Consider the following 19,439-nt stretch of genomic DNA (forward strand, 5'->3'; position numbering starts at 1 on the left):
TTTATATAACCTCCATTTATTTTTTTAATAATCTACTAAAGTAACCAGCAGGGATTAATCCTTTTTTCATACCATGAATTACTGTTAAGTAAGTAGCAGCAGTATCAAATCTTGCATCATGATAATTTCCACTACCTTCAAATAATTCATCTGCTTTTTTAGCTATTTCATCCTCAGATATTTGAAGATAATCTATAACCTCTGAAAGCTTAGGGTTTTTAACTGTTCCTGATGGGTTCAGTATATTACAAATAGGTTTGTAATATGCCATTGTACAGAAGGTGTTTTTTGGATCCCAAGTAGTATCCACAAGGCCAGCTTCCCAAAGCTGCTGTAACTCATGTTTTAAAAACTTTATATCAAACTGTACATTATGACCTATAATAAAATCTGCATCAAAGAAGTCAGGCATAAACTCATGAACAAACTCTAAGAATTCTTTTCCATCTGAAAGTTCATATAATTTTTCTAATGAAAAACCATGAATTGCTTCAGCTCCTGCATCCATGCTATCAACTGTAAAGAAAAAGTTTTTTCCGGTAGTTTTTTGTGGCTTAGTTGAGGCATCTATTATTATATAGCTAAGCTGGCATATATTACCTGGCTTAATACTAGTAGTTTCAGTATCAAAAAATAGTAATTTCATAATTTCCTCCTTATTTAGTTTACATATTATATAATAACATACAATAATTTAAACAGAAATAGAGGATATAAAGTTTTATTTAAAGATTATTTGAAATTACTTTTAATAATTCAATACAAGTTTCTAAAGTTTTCTTATTTTTATCAAGTACTGGGTTAAACTCAACAAAATCCATTGACTTAACTAAAGAGGTATTTAGAATGGTTTCTAAAACTTCTTTTCCTTCTGAGAAAGATAATCCATCTTCTACAGGAGTACCAGTACCAGGTACATATTTAGGGTCTAAGCTATCAATATCAAAACTTAAATGGATATTTTTAATATTTTTCTTATTAATAGCTTCTAATAATTCTTTAAGGACAGTACTAATGCCCTTTTCTTTTATATCTTTCATGGTCCAGATATTTAGATTATAGTTCTTGATTATTTCAAGCTCACCTAAATCCAAATCTCTACAACCTAATAAAAATACATTTTCCGGTTTAACCTTTTGACTAGAGGAATAAATGTTAGTTAAAGTTTCGTGTCCAATTCCCATTGAACTAGCCAAAGGCATGCCATGAATGTTTCCTGATGGTGAAGTCTCAAGGGTATTAATATCACCATGAGCATCAACCCAAACTACTGCAAGATCATTTTCAAAATATTTACTAGCTCCAGCAATGCTACCTATAGCAAGTGAATGGTCTCCACCTATTACTAAGGGCAGAGTGGAATTTTCTAAAGCCGTATAAACTTTGTCAGCTAGTCCAATATTTGATCTCACAACTTCATCTAAATACTTCATTTTTGCGTTAGCTGCGTATTTATCATTTGAAGAAACATTTTTTACATGAACTTCGCCCATATCACAGACATTATGGCTTTTATTAAAGATATCTAGAAGGTTGTTTTCTCTTAAAATTTTCGGGCCTTGTTCTACACCTGGATTATCGCATCCGTAGAACAGAGGCATATCAATAATACTAATATTCATTACAAACAAACCTCCAAATAAAAATTGATTTTTAGGGCAATAAATATATATTAATAGCTTAGCTCAAATATGTAAATAAATTTTAGAAAAAAATATTGTTAAATTTTATTATTAATTATTATTTAATAAATATTAAAAAATTTAACTATTAATATCACTAAAAGACCTAAAATTAATGTCTGAATTTGCGATATATAAGCACTAATTATAATAGTTTAATATTTCACCATAAGGTTCAATTATTTCTATTATTTCTGTATCATTTAAAATATTATCAAGGGAATAATCATAAATATTTAACCTTATACCTTTTTCATAAAGTTTTCTTATTATTTATTCTTAATTACTTCTCCTTAATTTATATATTCCCTTAATTCTTAAGCATTATAAGATGATATTTTTAGTAATATATGTTTCAATAAAAAATGCATTATATGCTATTGTAGGATTTTAAGTAAAAATTAATTTTAAAGTAAATTACATCAATTTAAAGCGTATATAGATTTTAATTTTTATATAATGTTGTTAGCTAAGGAACTATTCTATTTATTAAATATAACTTGATAAAATGTAAAAAAATATTACAACTTATGGAATTGGTATTATATTGAAATAGCTACACAATAAAAATAACTAGGAATAAATCTAAAATATAGAAAAATCCCTAGTTAATTTATATTAATTTAAGATATCATTTCACTTAGTTTTTGGAGAGCCTCTTCCTTATTATCAAATGAAAACTTATTTTCTTTAATATAATTTTGATCTATTTCAGGAAGATTACCTAAAGGTTTTGAATCTGAATATACTTTTTTCTCTGATTCAATAATATTTCCACTATCATCAGTTTTAAAAATAGAAATATAACCATCTTCTTCACCTAAGTAGTATTTATTTGCTTCTAAAGAACTTGCAGAAGTAACTTCTTCTCTAGTGTAAACTAATTTTTCTTCATTTTTTTCTGAAAGCTTATATCCTTTTCTTGATAGTTCATTAGAAAGCTCTTCTAAAGTAAGTTTTTCTTTAAAGCCTAATTTTTCTTTAAGTTTAAGTAGTGTATCAATCATATCTACATTATCTTTAGTATTTAGAGATACAAAGATATCATCACTTAAGTAATTATTTTCTGCATATACATTTGAATTTTCATTTTCTACATTATTATTTTTACTATTAGGATTAGTTATATAATTAGTAATATAATAGCTAGCACAAAAAGTTATGGCAAGTAGTGTAATAAATGAAACTAATAATGAAGCTTTTTGTTTTCTATTTAGGTTTCTATTTTTTGAATCTTTATTTTCTAAATTATCCATTTTTATCACTCCTTGCTAAGATTATTGACATAAACTTCAAATGTTATACTAGTTTTTTATATGAAAATATAATAAAATGAAACTCTAATATATAATTCTTAAGATTATTACGAAATTTTAATATATTGTTATTAATTTGTAATAAAAAAGACAAACTAATTCTGTATAATATAATAGATAATGCTATGAAATAGTTTAAGTTAATTATATAATAGGAAGATAAAGGGAGGAATATAGATGAATGAAAATGATAACGTTAAAAGACGAAATATGAAAAAGAAAAAAAATAAAAAGAAAAAAATAATATTATTTTCAATTTTGGGGGTACTGTTATTAGCAGCGGCAATTGTAGGTGGATATTATTATTATATAAGAGGTCAAATATATGTTGAAAGTAAACCTAATCCAACAAAGGAAGTTACATATGACGAGGTAGATGGAATTACTAATGTGCTTTTAATAGGAACTGATGGTAGAACATTGGATGAACCAGCCAGATCAGATTCTATAATAATTGCTACACTAGATAATAACAATAAAAAAGTTAAGTTAACCTCAATTATGAGAGATACTGTAGTAGAGATTCCTGAGTATGGAGAAGATAAGATAAATGCTGCTTTTGCTTATGGATCTATTAACGAAGATGAAAATGGAAAAATGAGAGGTGCTGAAGGTGGAGCATCCTTATTAATGGAAACTATCGAAAATAATTTCGGCTTACATTTAGATAAGTATATTATAGTTAATTTCTGGGGATTTGAAGCTATAATAGACGAAATTGGTGGAATTGAAGCAGATATTAAAGATTATGAAATAGAAGAAGTTAATAAATATATTGGAGAAGCAACAGGAGTAAACTCACCTCCAATAACTGAAACAGGATTACAAACTTTAAATGGTCAACAAGCTTTATCATATGCAAGAATTAGATATGTTGGTAATGGTAATTTTGAAAGAGGGGAAAGACAAAGCAAAGTCTTACTTCAAATCGCCACTAAGCTTAAGGAAGTTAACCCAATAAAATATGTATCTATTGCAAATGCATTAGCAAAAGAAGTTAAGACTAATATTGATATTCCTGAAGCTTTAAACTTAGCGTATACAATATACAAGCTACCAACTCTTGAATTTGAGCAATTGCAAATTCCTCAAGCAGAATTAATTGCTAGAGATTATTATTATAAGGATAAAGGTTGGTGTCTACTTATAGATTTAGAGCAACATTCACAGATTATGCATGACTTTATCTTTAACAACATAACACCAAATCCAGATGAGTTTGATTTAATATCATTAGCAAATACTAAGGCTAGATATGAAGATAAAGAAGCAAGATATAATGCCCTTTATAATATAAAACCAGAAGAGCATGATGATAGAAATTCAGATAATACAACAGTGACACCACCAAAGAAGGAAAATAATAACTCTAATGGAACAACAGGAAGTGGTGAGCAAAAACCACCGGCAGAAGAAGGAAATGATAAAAAACCACCAGCAAATGGAGGCAATGAGCAAAAACCACCAGCAGATGGAGGCAATGAGCAAACACCACCAGCGAATGGGGGCAATGAGCAAAAACCGCCAGCAGATGGAGGGAATAATCAAACACCACCAGCGAATATAGGGAATGAGCAAACACCACCATCAACTCAACAATAGAAAGTTATATAATAATGGCTGTCGAAAGACAGCCATTAATTAATAAATAAAAAAGCAGAGAAGCTAGTTAATAGCTTTTAGAATTTAGAAAGTTTATAAAAAGGAGAATTATGTTAGATTTTATTGAAAGTACATTATTATCAGTACCTGCAGTATTAATTGCTTTTATAGTTCAAGGTTATGGAAAGGCATTAGTTGCAGATAGGTTAGGTGATAAAACACCAAGATTTCAAGGGAGATTGTCACTAAATCCAACGGCTCATATAGATCCAATTGGATTTTTACTTATTTTGATATGTGGATTTGGATGGACTAAACCGGTAGAAACTAATCCAAGTGCTTATAAGAGAGGGTATAAAGACTCTATAAAGGTTGCTTTAGCGGGACCAATTGCGAATTTAATTACAGCTTTTGTATTTGCATTTGTTTCTGTGATTTGGGTTAATACAGCTTATATAATATTTCCTTCTGTAATTGTTCGTTTATTTATTAAGATATTTTATTTAGTATGCGCTATAAATATTAATTTATTTATCTTTAATCTTATACCTATTCCAGGTCTTGCAGGATTTGAAATATTTAAAGCTGTTAGTCCAAAGAATTTTTATAAGTATGCTGGAAAGTTGTACGAATATCAAATGATTATATTATTAGGAGTAGTACTTTTAGCCCAATATATTTTAAGTATCCCATCAGGATTAATATATAAATTATTTATTAATATAGCATACTTAGTAGTAGGAATATTTTTTAACTGATTAAAATATAGATTAGCTTTATAAAAATCATTTTTATAATTTAGAATTGAAAATATAGTTAAAAAGAGCTACCTTTTATTTTGGTAGCTCTTTTAATATTTAAACTCTTATAGAAGTTTTTCATTTAATTATTCTGTTGTTTACTATTTGATTTGAATCATTTAGTTTCAATTAATTAAATAGCTTTTATTACTAAGTTTTTATTATATACTTCTTTGAATTTTTCACTTGCTCTTAATGCTTGGCGAATTTCAAAGTCTACATCTATATCTGAAGAAACATCTATAGTTACATCTTCTTCATCATAGCTAACTTTTAATTCCTTAATAGCACCTACTAAACTTCTATCTAAGCCTTCTGCTATCTTAACTAAAACGCCAATATAATTAACATTTTTAAAATCTAATTGATTTATAATAGAAGAAAAAGGTGAAATAGGTGTTTGATATCTATTAAATCTATGAGATGCAGCTATTGCAGCACTCATTAAAAGCTCCTTATGAGTTAGTCCATTTATATAAGAATTTAAAATTATATAAAAGGAATGTTTGTGATGGTTATAATAGTTTATACTTATTCCAGAATCATGCAGCATAGTAGATGTTTTTATAATATTATAAAATTCATCCCCTAATTTATGAAGTGGTTTTAAGGCTTCAAATAAGTTTAATGTAATATTAAAAACATTTTTAGCATGATTTATATTACCGTTTAAAGTGTTTAATATTCCGTTTAAACTATAATCTAATATATCTTTAGGAATAGTGTAAGTTTTTTCTAAGTACTCATACATTAAGCCTTCTCTTAATCCCCTGCCAGAAATTATTATTTTACTACAATGAACAATGTTAGCAATTTTTTTAAATATGGCAGTACCACCAACAATGATATCAGCTAATTCAGGTTCAATACCTTCTAACTTTTGTCTTTGTTTATAGTCCTTACATTTTAATAAATTAAATATTTCTTGTACATCTAAATCGGAAAGTTCATAATTATGAGGAATATCAAAAGGATATCTTTTTCTAACCCTATCTATTTTTCCAACATTTCTAATAGTTGAAGCAATTCCTATAATTGAATCAAATTTAGTATCCTTAAGCCAATGAACTTCATCTAATAATTCGTCAATAAATTCTAATGCAGTAGTTAAATCTTGAGGAATAATTCTATCATGTAAATTAAAGTGATAAGTGAAGTTAACACTTCCTATAGGTAAAGTTATACTTTTTATAATATCATCACCTTTTATCCAAGCTATATGAGTATCAGTTCCAGCAACTTCAACCATAAGTGAATTAGTGATAGATATACTTTTTCTAATTCCAAGAAAATTATAATTTATTTCTTCTTCACAAGATAATACTCTTATATCTATATCAAGCTCATCTTTAATTAAGTTAAGTAATAAATCCTTATTTTTAGCATCCCTTAAGGATTCAGTAGCAACAGCAAAAATTTTACTAGCACCTGAAACTGTACATAATGATTTATAAGCTCTTAAAGTAGATATTATAGTTTTAAAGTTATCATTAGATATACAATATTCATTTACTAGATCATGTCCTAATCTAATAGAAGTTTTTAGCTCGTCAATAATTTTGAAATAACCATTTTCATCAACCTCGGTCAACATAAGTCTAAGGGAGCTTGGCCCTATATCAACTATCCCAATTCTATCCATATTAACTCCTTAAGTAAAAATTATGAAAAACTTTGATATAAACTATTATATATATGTTTTAATAAATAATCTACATTTTGAGCTCTTATGTTATTTTAAATGAATAATAGTTTTAAAGTAGATTGTACTAATTGAAGGAATTCATCCTTAAAGTTTTATATAGATTAAGTGTGTATTACAAAACTTAAATATTTTACAGATTGCTAACTTAATAAGATATTAAAAATATATTTAAACTTATATTTCATTTTAATTTTCAAAGTATAGTGAATAGAGTTGATTTTAGGTTGACAATAAATCTTCTGTTTATGTATAATGTTGATATTATAATAGAATAATAATGATAATATCTGTGAAGAGAAGAGTACTATATTTGATTCTTTAAGCGAGTAGGGGATGGTGGAAGCCCTATAAGATAAAGTATGTGGAAAAGAGCCTCGGAGATAGCTACTGAAATTTAAGTAGGATAGTTCGTTTGCTGCGTTAAAGCATTGAGTGGCATCATATATGCAATCAGAGTGGTACCGCGGATTTGTCCGTCTCTTATTTATTTAAGAGGCGTTTTTTTATTTATATGAAAATTTAAGGAGGATAAAAATGGATTATAAAAAGAAAGTTGCTGAAGCCATTAGAAATCATGTTGATATGGATGTTGAAGCTATAGAAAAGTTAATAGAAATACCACCAAAGAGTGAGATGGGGGACTATGCATTTCCATGTTTCCAATTAGCTAAAGCTTTTAGAAAAGCACCTAATATGATATCTGAAGAGCTAAAGAATAAAATAGATAATGATGGATTTGAAAAGATAATAAATATAGGACCATATGTTAACTTTTTTGTTGATAAGGGAAGTTTTACTAAAAATACTATAACTAAAGTATTAAATGAAGGAAAAGAATATGGTTCAACTAATATAGGAGAAGGAAAAACTATATGTGTAGAATATTCATCACCTAATATAGCTAAGCCTTTCCACGTAGGACATTTATTCACTACAGCTATAGGTAATTCATTATATAAGCTGTTTAAGAAAGAAGGATACAAGGTTGAAGGAATTAATCACTTAGGTGATTGGGGAACTCAATTTGGTAAGTTAATTTCTGCATATAAGAGATGGGGAAATGAAGAAGCCTTAGAAGAAAATGCAATAGATGAACTTCTAAGAATATATGTTAAGTTCCATGATGAGGCTGAAAAGGATCCTGCTTTAGAAGATGAAGGAAGAGCTTACTTTAAGGCTTTAGAAGATGGAGATAAAGAAGTTGAAGCTTTATGGAAGAGATTTAGAGATTTAAGCTTAAAAGAGTTTGCTAGAATATATGACATATTTAATGTAGAGTTTGATTCATATGCTGGTGAAGCATTCTACAATGATAAGATGGATGTTGTAGTAAATGAATTAAAAGAAAAAAATCTTTTAGTAGAAAGTAATGGCGCTCAAGTAGTAATGTTAGATGAATATAATATGCCACCTTGTATAGTTTTAAAAGGTGATGGGGCTTCTATTTATGCAACTAGAGATTTAGCAGCAGCTATGTATAGAAAGAAAACTTATGATTTCTATAAGAGTATTTATGTTGTAGGAACTCCTCAAGCATTACATTTTAAGCAAGTATTTAAAGTATTAGAGCTTGCTGGACATGAGTGGGCTAATGATTGCGTTCATGTAGGCTTTGGTTTAGTTAAATTTGCTGATAGAAAGCTTTCAACTAGAAAAGGTGAAGTTATATTATTAGATGACTTAATTAAGGAATCTGTAGATAAGACTTTAGAAGTAATAAATGAAAAGAATCCTAATTTAGAAAATAAGGAAGAAGTAGCTAAGAAAATAGGTGTAGGTGCTATTGTATTCACGTATTTAAAGAATTCTAGGGAAAAGGATATAGTATTTGATTGGAAGGAAATGCTTTCATTTGAAGGTGAAACAGGTCCATATGTTCAATATTCTTATGCAAGAGCAAACAGTATCTTAACTAGAGCTGGAGAGATTTCAGGAGAAGCAGATTACTCTAAATTAGATACCAAGGAAGAATTTGAACTTATTAAAGCATTAGAAGGATTTGCAAAGCAAATACACTTAGCAACTGAAAAGTTAGAGCCGTCTATAATAACAAGATATGCTATTGAAGTAGCTAAGCTATTTAATAAATTCTATAACTCTCACTCAGTATTAAACTTAGAAGATGAATCATTAAAGGCTGCTAGATTAAGCCTAGTTAAAGCTACATGCCAAGTAATTGAAAATGCTTTAGCATTAATAGGAATAGAAGTAGTGGAAAAGATGTAATACCCAAATAGCTTACAGTTAAGTCATTAGCTGTAAGCTTAATTTTCTTTTAAAAATAAATGGCCATATATAAAAAATTAACAAATAATATATAGTCAAAATTATTAATTATGATATATTAATAATTAAAAAGGGGGAGATATTATTTTTAATAAGTTAAAATATAAAGATATACTTTTATTAGTTTTATTAGTACTTTCAATAGCATTAATAGGGTATAAACTAATAGAAAATTATAATTATTTCTTTAATATAATAGGTAAATTATGGTCTCTATTATTACCTGTAGTTTATGGCTTAATAATAGCATATATATTAAATCCTTTAGTTAAATTTATACAGAGAAAATTTAAAACCAAAGATGGTATAGCTATATTAAGTTCATATGTGCTTTTAATAGTTATTTTAGTAGTTGTAGCCATATTCCTTATTCCTAATATGGTTAACAGTCTTATAGACTTAACAAGTAACATACCTTCTTATATAAAAGAGTGCCAATCTTGGATGAATAGTTTATTAAATAATAAGGAAATTCAAGATATCATTACTTCAACTGGAATAATGGATAATATAAATGATTTAATATCTAAAATTGGTACAATATCAGTGAGCATATTAGAAGGTGCTATATCTTACGTAGTAACTATATCTAGCCAAGTAGTTAAGTTGTTTATAGGATTACTTATATCAATTTACGTACTTATTGATAAAGATAGAATAATAAGAGAAAGCAAGAAGCTTACATTTCTTGTAGTGAAAGAAAAAAGAGCAGTTAAAGTAATAGAAGCAATAAGAATTTATCATAGTATGGTAGGTGCATATATTGGAATAAAGGCAATAGATTCTACAATTATAGGATTTATGGCACTGATTTTACTTACTATAGTTAAATCAGAGTATGCATTTCTATTAGCTATAATAGTTGGTATAACTAATATGATTCCATACTTTGGGCCTTTTATAGGAGAAGTAGTAGGGTTCTTATTTAATGTATTCGTATCTCCATCAAAAGGTTTAATAGTATTCTTAGTTTTATTAGCACTTCAACAATTTGATGGTTGGTACTTAGATCCTAAGTTAATAGGTGACAAGGTAGGGGTTAGACCATTACTTATAATAGTAGCAGTATTAATTGGAGGAGGCTTCTTTGGAGCCTTAGGAATGCTTTTAGCTTCACCTACAGCTGCAACAATTAAGATATATTATGAAAGACTAATGATAAAGAATAAAGAAATAATAAAAAATGCAGAGAAAGTTTAATATATAAGTTTATATTAAAACAAGATATAATTAGAAAAACTATTAATGAGGCTATTAAAGATGGCAACATTAATAGTTTTTTAATTTATAATTTCATCCATTTAAATTCTAACTTTGTAATTGGTTTATTATGATTAGAATCAAAAATTGTATGTAGAGTTGTTAACTCATTTTCACTACCTAATATTACATCACTATTAACTTCTAAAGTGACTCCATCAGTAGCTTCTTTCTTAAATAAGACTTTTATATTTGAAATTTCATAATTATTTATAATATCTCTAGGTAAGGTGTCAATGGCAATATCCATATATTTAACGTTGTTAACATGTTTATTAATATCTACATCGCTATAACGAACATGATAATCTTTAGAATATTTAATTTCATCAATATTTAAGAAATCATCCAATGGAATATTTTCCTCTAGCTCTTTTTCAATACCATAAACATCATATTGCTCAGGGGAAATTTTTACTGTCTTCCTTTTTTCAAAATCAATTAAAATTGCTGTAGAAAGACCTGATATAAGAGTATTTTCTTTTGAATCTTTTATTGTAAAACTTCTATATCCATATAATTTCTTCACTCCAACAATGTCAGTTTCAACAGTTATAGTATCACGAAACTTAGGATATTCAATAATATCTAAGTCATATTTTAATAATACCCATATACAATTATTAACTAGACCATTATCAGTTTCCCCTAATGAGTCACTTTGAGATACTACTACATCCCATAGATAATTCATTAGTGAAGAGTATTTACATTTATAATGTGAATCAACATCATATATATTTATAGTATATTTTTTACTGAATTTACTACCCATTTCATTCTCACTCCCTTTATAATTTTCAAATAAATATTTATTGCAGTTTGATTAATTTACAATTATTGAACACTTTAGTATATTCTTTAAAACTTACTTTATTAATCTTATCCATTTCACATGTTTTTTATTATCTTTGAGTCATTAATTAATTACAAATTTCCTAGGATACTTCACCATATTCTTGAAGGTAGCTATTTATATACTACTTTTAACCTAAAATTTAATGTTGTAGAATATTTTATTATATATAATAAATATTATATCATAGATTTAAATGGTTAATTATAGAAGAATATATATAAAGGGAGCTGTGATTTGCAGCTCCCTACTTATAAATATTAACATTATTAATTAGATGAAAAACCATGGCCAAAATAGAAATGAGTTGTTAAAACCACAGCATCTATTTCTGCAGCAGCATCTATTTCTGCAACAACATCTATTACATCCAGAAAACATACTAATTCCACCTTTCTCTTTTGTATACTTTAGTATATTCATATAGTTACATAATTGTTCCAATGTATATTAGTTTAAATAGGAAATTATTAAATCTATAAGATATAATAGATTATGATTTGCTTGGGTTATAAGATAGTCTAAAATAAAAAGGTTGCTTGATAAGTTATATTAAGTTAACTTACAAACAACCTATTACTTATTTAATTTTCAATTTTTCATCTTTATACATTGGGCAGTTACTTGAACAGCTATTGCAATTACATCCGCCTTTAGATGACTTTCTAACTGATTTATATATTATATATAAGGCTAATGTGATAATTCCTAATGTTATTAGTATTTCCATTAAAACACCTTCTTTATTATATTAATAAATTTGCAATATTATATACTATAAAGGAAACAATCCAAGCTAGTAATAATTGATACGAACTTGAGAAAATAGTAAATTTAGTTCCATATTCTTTCTTCATAGCACCTAAAACTGATATACAAGGAGTGTATAAAAGTACAAATACTAAGAAGGAAATAGCAGAAGCGGCTGTAAAATATAAAGGAAGTACAGCTGTAAGATCCCCAGCAAATATAACTCCCATTGAAGCTACTACTGTTTCTTTTGCAAGTAAACCAGTTAATAGAGAAACTGAACTTTGCCAATTTCCAAATCCAAGAGGCTTAAATATAGGAGCAATAAAACTACCTATAGAAGCTAAAATACTATCATTTACATCAACCATACCACTGAAATTAAAGTTTGATAAGAACCAAATTATAACGCTCATAGCAAATATTATAGTTCCGGCTTTTACTAAGAAGCTCTTTGCTTTTTCATATATTTGCTTTAATACACTTTTTAAAGCTGGCATCTTATATTCGGGTAATTCTATAATAAAAGGTTCTTCATCTTTTTTAAATATTGTATTCTTAAATAAGATTCCTAATAGGAAGGCTAATATTACTCCTAATAAATACAACATAGCAACAACAAGCCCAGTATGATCAGGGAAGAATACTGCTCCAAAGATTGCATAAACAGGAAGCCTAGCATTACAACTCATAAGTGGAACAAGTAGAGCTGTTAGCTTTCTATCTTTTTCACTTTCTAGAGTTCTTGCAGACATTATTGCAGGAACAGTACATCCAAAGCCAACTATCATTGGGATAAATGCTTTACCTGATAGACCCATTTTTCTCATTAGCTTGTCCATGATAAAAGCAACTCTAGCCATATATCCACTATCTTCCAGTATTGAAATACAAGCAAAAAGTGATAGGATAATTGGAAGTAGTACTAAAATACCTCCAACACCAGCAATTATTCCATCAACTATAAGTGATTGAAACCATGGCTCAGTATTAGATAATAAGCTAGATATATAAGGAATTAAACTATCATTTAAGTATCCATCTAATAAATCAGATAAAGGCTGTCCAATCCATGAAAATGTTATTTGAAACATTAAAGCCATAGTTAGAATGAAAATTGGGTAGGCTAACCATGGATTAAGTAGAATATTATCTAACTTGTCCTTAAATGTTGACTTATTTTCATCAATAGTTTTATTACATTTATTTAATAAGTCTTCAATGTAATTGTATGTATCTTTTTCATCTTTAAAAATTAATTTAGAATCTTTTTGATTATTCAAATAACTATCATTTTCAATAACTTTTTTTATTTCGTCTACTCCTTGCTCTTTAGAAGCTATTATTGGTATAACAGTAACATTTAAAAGGGTAGATAATTTATTATAATCTAAGTTAATACCTTTTTTTTCGGCAACATCAATCATATTAACAGCTAAGATTATAGGTTTATTAAATTGTTTTAGTTGAGTTGTTAAATAAAGATTTCTATCTATATTAGAAGCATCTATTATATTTAATATTAAATCAACTTCATCCGTTTCTAAAAATTTCTTTGATATTTTTTCTTCGTTTGAAAAAGTGTCCATTGCATAAATACCAGGTAAATCAACGATTTTAGTATCTTTAAAGAAACCTTCCTTTTTATCAACTGTTACACCAGCCCAGTTACCAATCCTTTGATTAGAGCCAGTTAATGAATTAAAAAGTGTTGTTTTACCTACATTTGGATTACCGAGTAGAGCTATTGTTTTCATTTAGATTCCCCCTATACAGCTAGTACAATATTTCTAGCATCTTTTTTCCTAATAGCTAAGTCAAATCCCCTAAGATTTATTATTAACGGATCACCTAAAGGAGCTACTCTCTTTAACTTAATTTCAGTTCCTTCAATACAGCCTAGCGCTAATAATCTTTTTGCTAATTTTGTATCCCCAGCTATTTCTTTTATAATTGCTTTTTCTCCTAAATTTAAATCGCATAAACTCATATCTTCCACCTCGAATTGAAAATCATTATCAAAATATTATGATATTATAATAGCAGAATGTTAAAAAATAGTCAATAAAAAGCTTTCGATAAATGAAAAAAATTCTCAATTAAGTTTAAATTGAAATACATTATAAAGTTGATACAAAATTTTTGCCATATGATTATTACATCCTCTATTTATCTTTAATAGTAATTAATTATTTAAAATGTAAATTATTTATTGAAAGGTTAATATGTTATGAACATATTTTGTATTACATAATATTATATAAGTAGGGGGAATAATAAATATATTTATTTCTATATTTTAATAAAAGGTGATATAATGTTATAAGAATAAACTGAAATTTTAGGTGATAAGGTTAACTTAGAAAGAGTGGTAATGTGATTATTAGAGAAAATGTAATAGAGGTGAGTATAAAAGACAAAGAATACATGCTAAGTACAGCAAGTATTAACAGGTCACCTGAAGAACTAATATTTTTTGACTTAGAACACTACGTGTATAAGAAGCCAAAATGTATAGGTGTGTTTGGGGCTTGTATTTTTGAAAAAAACAAATTGTATGTAACACAATATATGATCGAAAACAAAAGAGAAGTTATTCAGATTTTAGATTTAGCTAAAAGGTACTTTATAAAAATGAAAAAAAAGGGGAAGAAAGCCATTGTCACCTTCTCAGGAAATAACGATTATACAGTAATTAATTATTTATTTAAAAAGTATGGCATTGAGTTTAACTTTTCAAGGGAATTTGAAGATATAGATATTCAAAGAGAATATGAAAAAGAAATGGGGCACTCCATTGGTCTTAAAAATTTAGAAAAAGATTTTAGTATTTTTAGAGAAGGAGAAGTAATAAGTGGTTCAAACTTAGCAAAGACTTTTAGTAAAATACTAATGGATAAAGATTATATTTTAAGAATGCCAAAGGAAAAAATAGAAACTATACTTGTATATAATGAGCAAGATGTAACTAACTTATATAATATTTATATGTTATGGAATGCTTATTTAAAGAAAGAAGAAGAAATCGACGAAAATGAAGAGTTAGAAGAGGAATCCTCTATAAATGAAGTTGAAGAAATAGATAATGTAGTAAGTAATTAATAAGTATAAGAAAATATTATTAATTTAAGAAGATATTCTTAAATGATAGATGCTCCTAAACCATTAGGAGCATCTATCATTTAAAAGAAGTATCAATAGATTCACCATTAGAAGAAATTACTATAGTTCCGTTAATATCAGTTCTATAAACTTTAATATCTGATAGAGTACTTAAGGTTTCTTTAGTAGGATGACCATAAGTATTATCTTCACCAACAGAAATAATTGCTATACTAGGATCAATTTTATTTAAAAATTCTTTTGAAGTAGATGTGGAAGAGCCGTGATGTCCAACTTTTAGGATGTCACTCTTTAAGTTATAGGAGTTGTTGATTACTTCCTCCTCTAAATCACTTTCAGCATCACCTGTAAATAGAAAAGAAATTTTACCATAGGTAACTTTAATTATAGAAGAATAATTATTTAAATTTTCATAGTTAGTTAAATTAGGGGCTAAAACTTCAACTTTGGTGTTATTACCTAGATTAATTGAACTAACACCAGCCTTTAAGATATTTATCTTTAAGTTTTTTCTAGATAGACTTTCGACCATATTTTCAAAAGCAGAGGTATTACTGCTAGCTTTTGGAGCATAAAATGCCTCCACTTTATATTTGTTTATTATATAAGCCATGTTTCCTATATGATCTTCATGAGGATGGGTAGCTATAACATAATCTATTGTCTGCAAATTTAAAGTATCTAAATATTTAACAAGTTTTTCTTTTTCTGATTTAGGCCCAGAATCAATTAACATCACTTTATTATTCACTTGAATTAATATAGAGTCCCCTTGCCCTACATCTATAAAACTAACATTAATATCATTTGGATTTATTATATTATTAGAATTAATTATGTTCTTTATTAATATGAAATTAGCAATAATAAGAATTGCTATAAGAGAAAATTGAAGATTTTTAATATATCTTTTTTTTATATACATATAGTACAAAATAAGCTTTTATGCTTACTCTCCTTATAAAATATGGGTAATAGTGGTATAATAATATTACTTTAATATAAATATTATTGACACATATATATTAAAATATAATTGAAGAAAAAGAAATGAGCTTATATAATAAGATAAGAATAAGTGATGGTGGTGAATAGATGTGAAGTTTTTTAAAGTTATACATTATGGGTTATATATGCTGGCTATGCAGCTAAAAGCAATTAAAAGAATATATATTCTTAAAACTAAGGGGGAAAGGGCTGCAGTTGACTATGCAGGTAAAGTAGGATTAGATTGGGCTAAATATACTGTTCATAGAGCTATTGAAATGAATGTTACTGTAATAGGTAAGGAAAACATTCCAGATGTGCCATGCTGTTACATAGGTAATCATACAAGTATATTAGATATACCTTTATTAGTTGACTCAGTTGGAACATGTATGGGTTTTGTTGCTAAAAAGGAAATGGTTAAAACACCTATTATAGGGTATTGGATGGGTAAATATAATTGTGTCCCTCTAGATAGAGAAAATCCAAGAGAGGCAATTAAAGTAATTAGAGAAGGTAGCGAAAATATTAAAAATGGCTATAGTATGGCTATTTTCCCAGAAGGAACTAGAAGTAAGGATGGAGTTCTTAGAGAATTCAAAAAGGGAAGCTTAAAGCTTGCTACAATGGCTAAAGCACCAGTAGTTCCAGTTACTATAGATGGAGCATACAGGGCTTTTGAAATAGATGGGAAGTTTAAGCCTATTGATATTACAGTAACCTTTGGAGAACCTATATATACTGCTGACCTTACAAGAGAAGAAGAAAAGCAGTTAATGGATAAGGTAAGATCTATAATTGCAAAAAATTTAAATCAAGAAGCTTAGCATAAATGGAATTTATAATAGATAATTGAAGATAAGACTTCTAATGCATTTTTTGAAAATAAATTTAGTAATTCTGGAGGAATTACGTCATAAATTGTTATTTGTTAAGAGTTATACTTACAAGCAGAATGTTTTAAGTAATAACTCTTTTTTAATTCGTATAATTTATAATAAGCCTTATATATTAATTTGGAATATAGTAAAATTGAAGGCCATTTAAATAAAAGTAATATTTAAAAACTTTTAAATGCGAATAATCAGTATGAGTTTTTTATTTGATATTTTTATTAAATCAATAAAAATAGGAGGTATAAACACAGTATTTACGATTACAGAAGAGGTTGATGTTAGAAAGAGATAAAAATTTTAAAAAATGAAAAAATGTTCTTTTAAAACTTGCATAATATATGATATAATAGATAAAAATTAAGTGAAAATGAAATTTTTAAACGACATATATTTCAAAAGGGGGCAGAAATATGCGTAAAGAGTTTTCTTTAAGCAATGATAAGGTATTAATAAATTTTACTGCTAAGTATTGTTCTACATTTGAGGAGTTAGTTGAAAGTGATGGCTTTAGAAGAGTAATTGAGAACTATTTATTAAAGTCTCAAAAGAAACTTACATTAAGTTTTAGATATTTAAGAGATTCATTAAAAACTGATGATGTACATGAGATATCTAATGCACTTACAAGGGTATTTAAATACTGTACAGTTATGAACGTTCAAGAAATTATTGAAGCAAATCCAAACTTCGAAGAATTATTTAGTGATAAGGACAAGTTTATTGCTTTTATTGAGGATTTATATTTATTTTGGAGAAGACTAGAAAGATATACTTTAGTTCATAGCAATAAGTTACAAGAGGGACTATCAGCAGTTAGCTTTACTCAAGCAAATTCATCTTTATCAAATTTAATCTTAAAACTATATAGAAAGATAGAAAAGAATGTTTTAGGATATAAACCAAGTGTATTTAGACAAATTCCAGTTGGAGGTAATGCATCAATTATCTTAAATAAAGTATTATGGCCATTACCAAAAGGATATGAAGCTTTAGAAGATATTGAATTTATCGATAGTATTTTATTAGAAACTCCATTTATTACTTATCCTAAAAAGAATACTAGAAGTGGTATGTTTAGTGAAATATCAAAAAATCCATTAAATTATACTAATTTAAATAAGGATCATTGGTTCTGTTATCCAGCTAAGGTAGGGGAATTACTTGCATTTATTTATTTCCATAGAGATTTTATGCAACATGGAATAACTCTATGTAACCTTTTTGAGCTTGCAAGATTAGAAGAATACAGAGGAAAGAAGCCGGATTTAGTTTATGTATTTGGAGCTAAAGATGGAGAAGGCGACAAGAAGACTGTATTCTATGATGATAAAGATAATGATATAATGGTTGGTTATGTAAATCATTCAGAAGAAATAGATTACTTCGGATATATGAAGAAGATGACACTTACACTTCATAATTTAGTTATGATAAAAAGAGGATATCTACCAATTCATGGTGCTATGGTAAATATAGTGCTTAAAGATGGAAAGAATGCAAATGTAGTTATTATGGGAGATAGTGGTGCTGGTAAGTCTGAAAGCTTAGAAGCATTTAGAACTTTAAGTGAAGATTATATCAGTGATATGACTGTTATCTTCGATGATATGGGTACATTTAAAGAAAAAGATGGTAAGATAATTGGATATGGTACAGAAATTGGTGCCTTTGTAAGATTAGATGACTTAGATCAAGGATATGCATTTAAAGAAATCGATAGAAGTATATTTATGAACCCAGATAAGATAAATGCAAGATTAGTAATGCCTGTTGCTCCATATAAAGAAGTAGTGAGAGGATATGAAGTTGACTTATTCTTATATGCAAATAATTATACAGATGTTGCAGAAGGTGAAAATTCTATAGAATACTTTAAAAATCCAGAAGATGCTATAAAAGTATTTAAATCAGGAGCGAGAATGGCTAAGGGAACTACTTCTGAGAAAGGACTTGTTGAAAGTTACTTTGCAAATCCATTTGGACCAGCTCAAAAACAAAATGAAACAGATGTGTTAATTGAAAGATACTTTAATGCAATGTTTAATGGAACTGTAAAAGTTGGACAAATTAAAACTTGTCTAGCATTAGAAGGGCAAGAAAAAGAAGGCCCAAGAAAAGCTGCAATAGAATTATTTGATATAATTAGAAATATAAAATAAATTTGTAATAAAGCCTA

The 19,439-nt window shown here is 27.4% G+C and carries 16 protein-coding genes and 1 other annotated feature; of the genes, 7 read left to right on the forward strand and 9 right to left on the reverse strand.

Features of this window, described 5'->3' with window-relative positions; genetic code table 11:
• Window positions 1–16: 16 nt before the first annotated feature.
• The 3 genes from E5347_RS00700 to E5347_RS00710 form a co-directional block, all read right to left on the reverse strand.
• Complete coding sequence (locus E5347_RS00700; RefSeq protein WP_136003563.1) at window positions 17–646, reverse strand: 3'-5' exonuclease; 630 nt, start codon at window positions 644–646, stop codon at window positions 17–19.
• Between the two features lie 79 nt (window positions 647–725).
• Entirely contained in the window at window positions 726–1,622 is an 897-nt protein-coding gene (gene rocF / locus E5347_RS00705; RefSeq protein WP_136003566.1) for an arginase, read from the reverse strand.
• 683 nt (window positions 1,623–2,305) lie between these two features.
• Window positions 2,306–2,938 (reverse strand): hypothetical protein, encoded by a 633-nt coding sequence (locus E5347_RS00710; RefSeq protein ID WP_136003568.1) that lies wholly within the window; start codon window positions 2,936–2,938, stop codon window positions 2,306–2,308.
• A gap of 237 nt (window positions 2,939–3,175) precedes the next feature.
• On the opposite strand from E5347_RS00710, the gene E5347_RS00715 reads away from it, so the two are divergent.
• Both E5347_RS00715 and E5347_RS00720 read left to right on the forward strand, forming a co-directional pair.
• Window positions 3,176–4,600 carry an LCP family protein gene (locus E5347_RS00715; protein ID WP_136003570.1) on the forward strand — a complete coding sequence of 475 codons (1,425 nt, stop codon included), beginning with the start codon at window positions 3,176–3,178 and terminating at the stop codon, window positions 4,598–4,600.
• Between the two features lie 110 nt (window positions 4,601–4,710).
• Complete coding sequence (locus E5347_RS00720) at window positions 4,711–5,358, forward strand: site-2 protease family protein (protein ID WP_136003573.1); 648 nt, start codon at window positions 4,711–4,713, stop codon at window positions 5,356–5,358.
• A gap of 175 nt (window positions 5,359–5,533) precedes the next feature.
• Here the strand turns inward: E5347_RS00720 and E5347_RS00725 are convergent, their stop codons facing one another.
• Complete coding sequence (locus tag E5347_RS00725; RefSeq protein WP_136003575.1) at window positions 5,534–7,042, reverse strand: Ppx/GppA phosphatase family protein; 1,509 nt, start codon at window positions 7,040–7,042, stop codon at window positions 5,534–5,536.
• Window positions 7,043–7,385: 343 nt separating this feature from the next.
• Window positions 7,386–7,589, forward strand: a binding site (T-box leader).
• A gap of 50 nt (window positions 7,590–7,639) precedes the next feature.
• On the opposite strand from E5347_RS00725, the gene argS reads away from it, so the two are divergent.
• Together argS and E5347_RS00735 are read left to right on the forward strand one after the other, a co-directional pair.
• Window positions 7,640–9,331, forward strand: a complete 1,692-nt coding sequence (gene argS / locus E5347_RS00730) for an arginine--tRNA ligase (protein ID WP_136003577.1) — start codon at window positions 7,640–7,642, stop codon at window positions 9,329–9,331.
• 210 nt (window positions 9,332–9,541) lie between these two features.
• Window positions 9,542–10,591, forward strand: a complete 1,050-nt coding sequence (locus E5347_RS00735; RefSeq protein WP_341472505.1) for an AI-2E family transporter — start codon at window positions 9,542–9,544, stop codon at window positions 10,589–10,591.
• An 85-nt stretch (window positions 10,592–10,676) separates the two neighbouring features.
• On the opposite strand, the gene E5347_RS00740 is transcribed toward E5347_RS00735, so the two are convergent.
• From E5347_RS00740 to E5347_RS00755, 4 genes are all read right to left on the reverse strand, one after another.
• The gene (locus tag E5347_RS00740) at window positions 10,677–11,426 is read right to left on the reverse strand and encodes an acyl-[acyl-carrier-protein] thioesterase (protein WP_136003581.1); all 750 of its coding nucleotides are present in this window, start codon (window positions 11,424–11,426) and stop codon (window positions 10,677–10,679) included.
• Between the two features lie 661 nt (window positions 11,427–12,087).
• Window positions 12,088–12,237 carry a FeoB-associated Cys-rich membrane protein gene (locus E5347_RS00745; RefSeq protein WP_136003584.1) on the reverse strand — a complete coding sequence of 50 codons (150 nt, stop codon included), beginning with the start codon at window positions 12,235–12,237 and terminating at the stop codon, window positions 12,088–12,090.
• Window positions 12,238–12,253: 16 nt separating this feature from the next.
• Window positions 12,254–14,014, reverse strand: coding sequence for a ferrous iron transport protein B (gene feoB / locus E5347_RS00750; protein WP_136003586.1), 1,761 nt, complete (start codon window positions 14,012–14,014; stop codon window positions 12,254–12,256).
• 11 nt (window positions 14,015–14,025) lie between these two features.
• Window positions 14,026–14,247 carry a FeoA family protein gene (locus tag E5347_RS00755; RefSeq protein ID WP_136003588.1) on the reverse strand — a complete coding sequence of 74 codons (222 nt, stop codon included), beginning with the start codon at window positions 14,245–14,247 and terminating at the stop codon, window positions 14,026–14,028.
• Window positions 14,248–14,633: 386 nt separating this feature from the next.
• Here E5347_RS00755 and E5347_RS00760 point away from each other — a divergent pair, with 386 nt between their 5' ends.
• Window positions 14,634–15,359, forward strand: coding sequence for a ribonuclease H-like domain-containing protein (locus tag E5347_RS00760; protein WP_207670444.1), 726 nt, complete (start codon window positions 14,634–14,636; stop codon window positions 15,357–15,359).
• A gap of 76 nt (window positions 15,360–15,435) precedes the next feature.
• Here the strand turns inward: E5347_RS00760 and E5347_RS00765 are convergent, their stop codons facing one another.
• Window positions 15,436–16,305 (reverse strand): ComEC/Rec2 family competence protein, encoded by an 870-nt coding sequence (locus E5347_RS00765; protein WP_136003590.1) that lies wholly within the window; start codon window positions 16,303–16,305, stop codon window positions 15,436–15,438.
• A 172-nt stretch (window positions 16,306–16,477) separates the two neighbouring features.
• On the opposite strand from E5347_RS00765, the gene E5347_RS00770 reads away from it, so the two are divergent.
• Together E5347_RS00770 and E5347_RS00775 are read left to right on the forward strand one after the other, a co-directional pair.
• Window positions 16,478–17,194, forward strand: a complete 717-nt coding sequence (locus E5347_RS00770; protein ID WP_243109696.1) for a lysophospholipid acyltransferase family protein — start codon at window positions 16,478–16,480, stop codon at window positions 17,192–17,194.
• Window positions 17,195–17,673: 479 nt separating this feature from the next.
• Window positions 17,674–19,422, forward strand: coding sequence for a phosphoenolpyruvate carboxykinase (locus E5347_RS00775; RefSeq protein WP_136003592.1), 1,749 nt, complete (start codon window positions 17,674–17,676; stop codon window positions 19,420–19,422).
• Window positions 19,423–19,439 lie beyond the last annotated feature (17 nt).

This window comes from Clostridium sartagoforme, from assembly GCF_004794105.1.
In the GTDB taxonomy this organism is placed as follows: Bacteria; Bacillota; Clostridia; order Clostridiales; family Clostridiaceae; genus Clostridium; species Clostridium sartagoforme_B.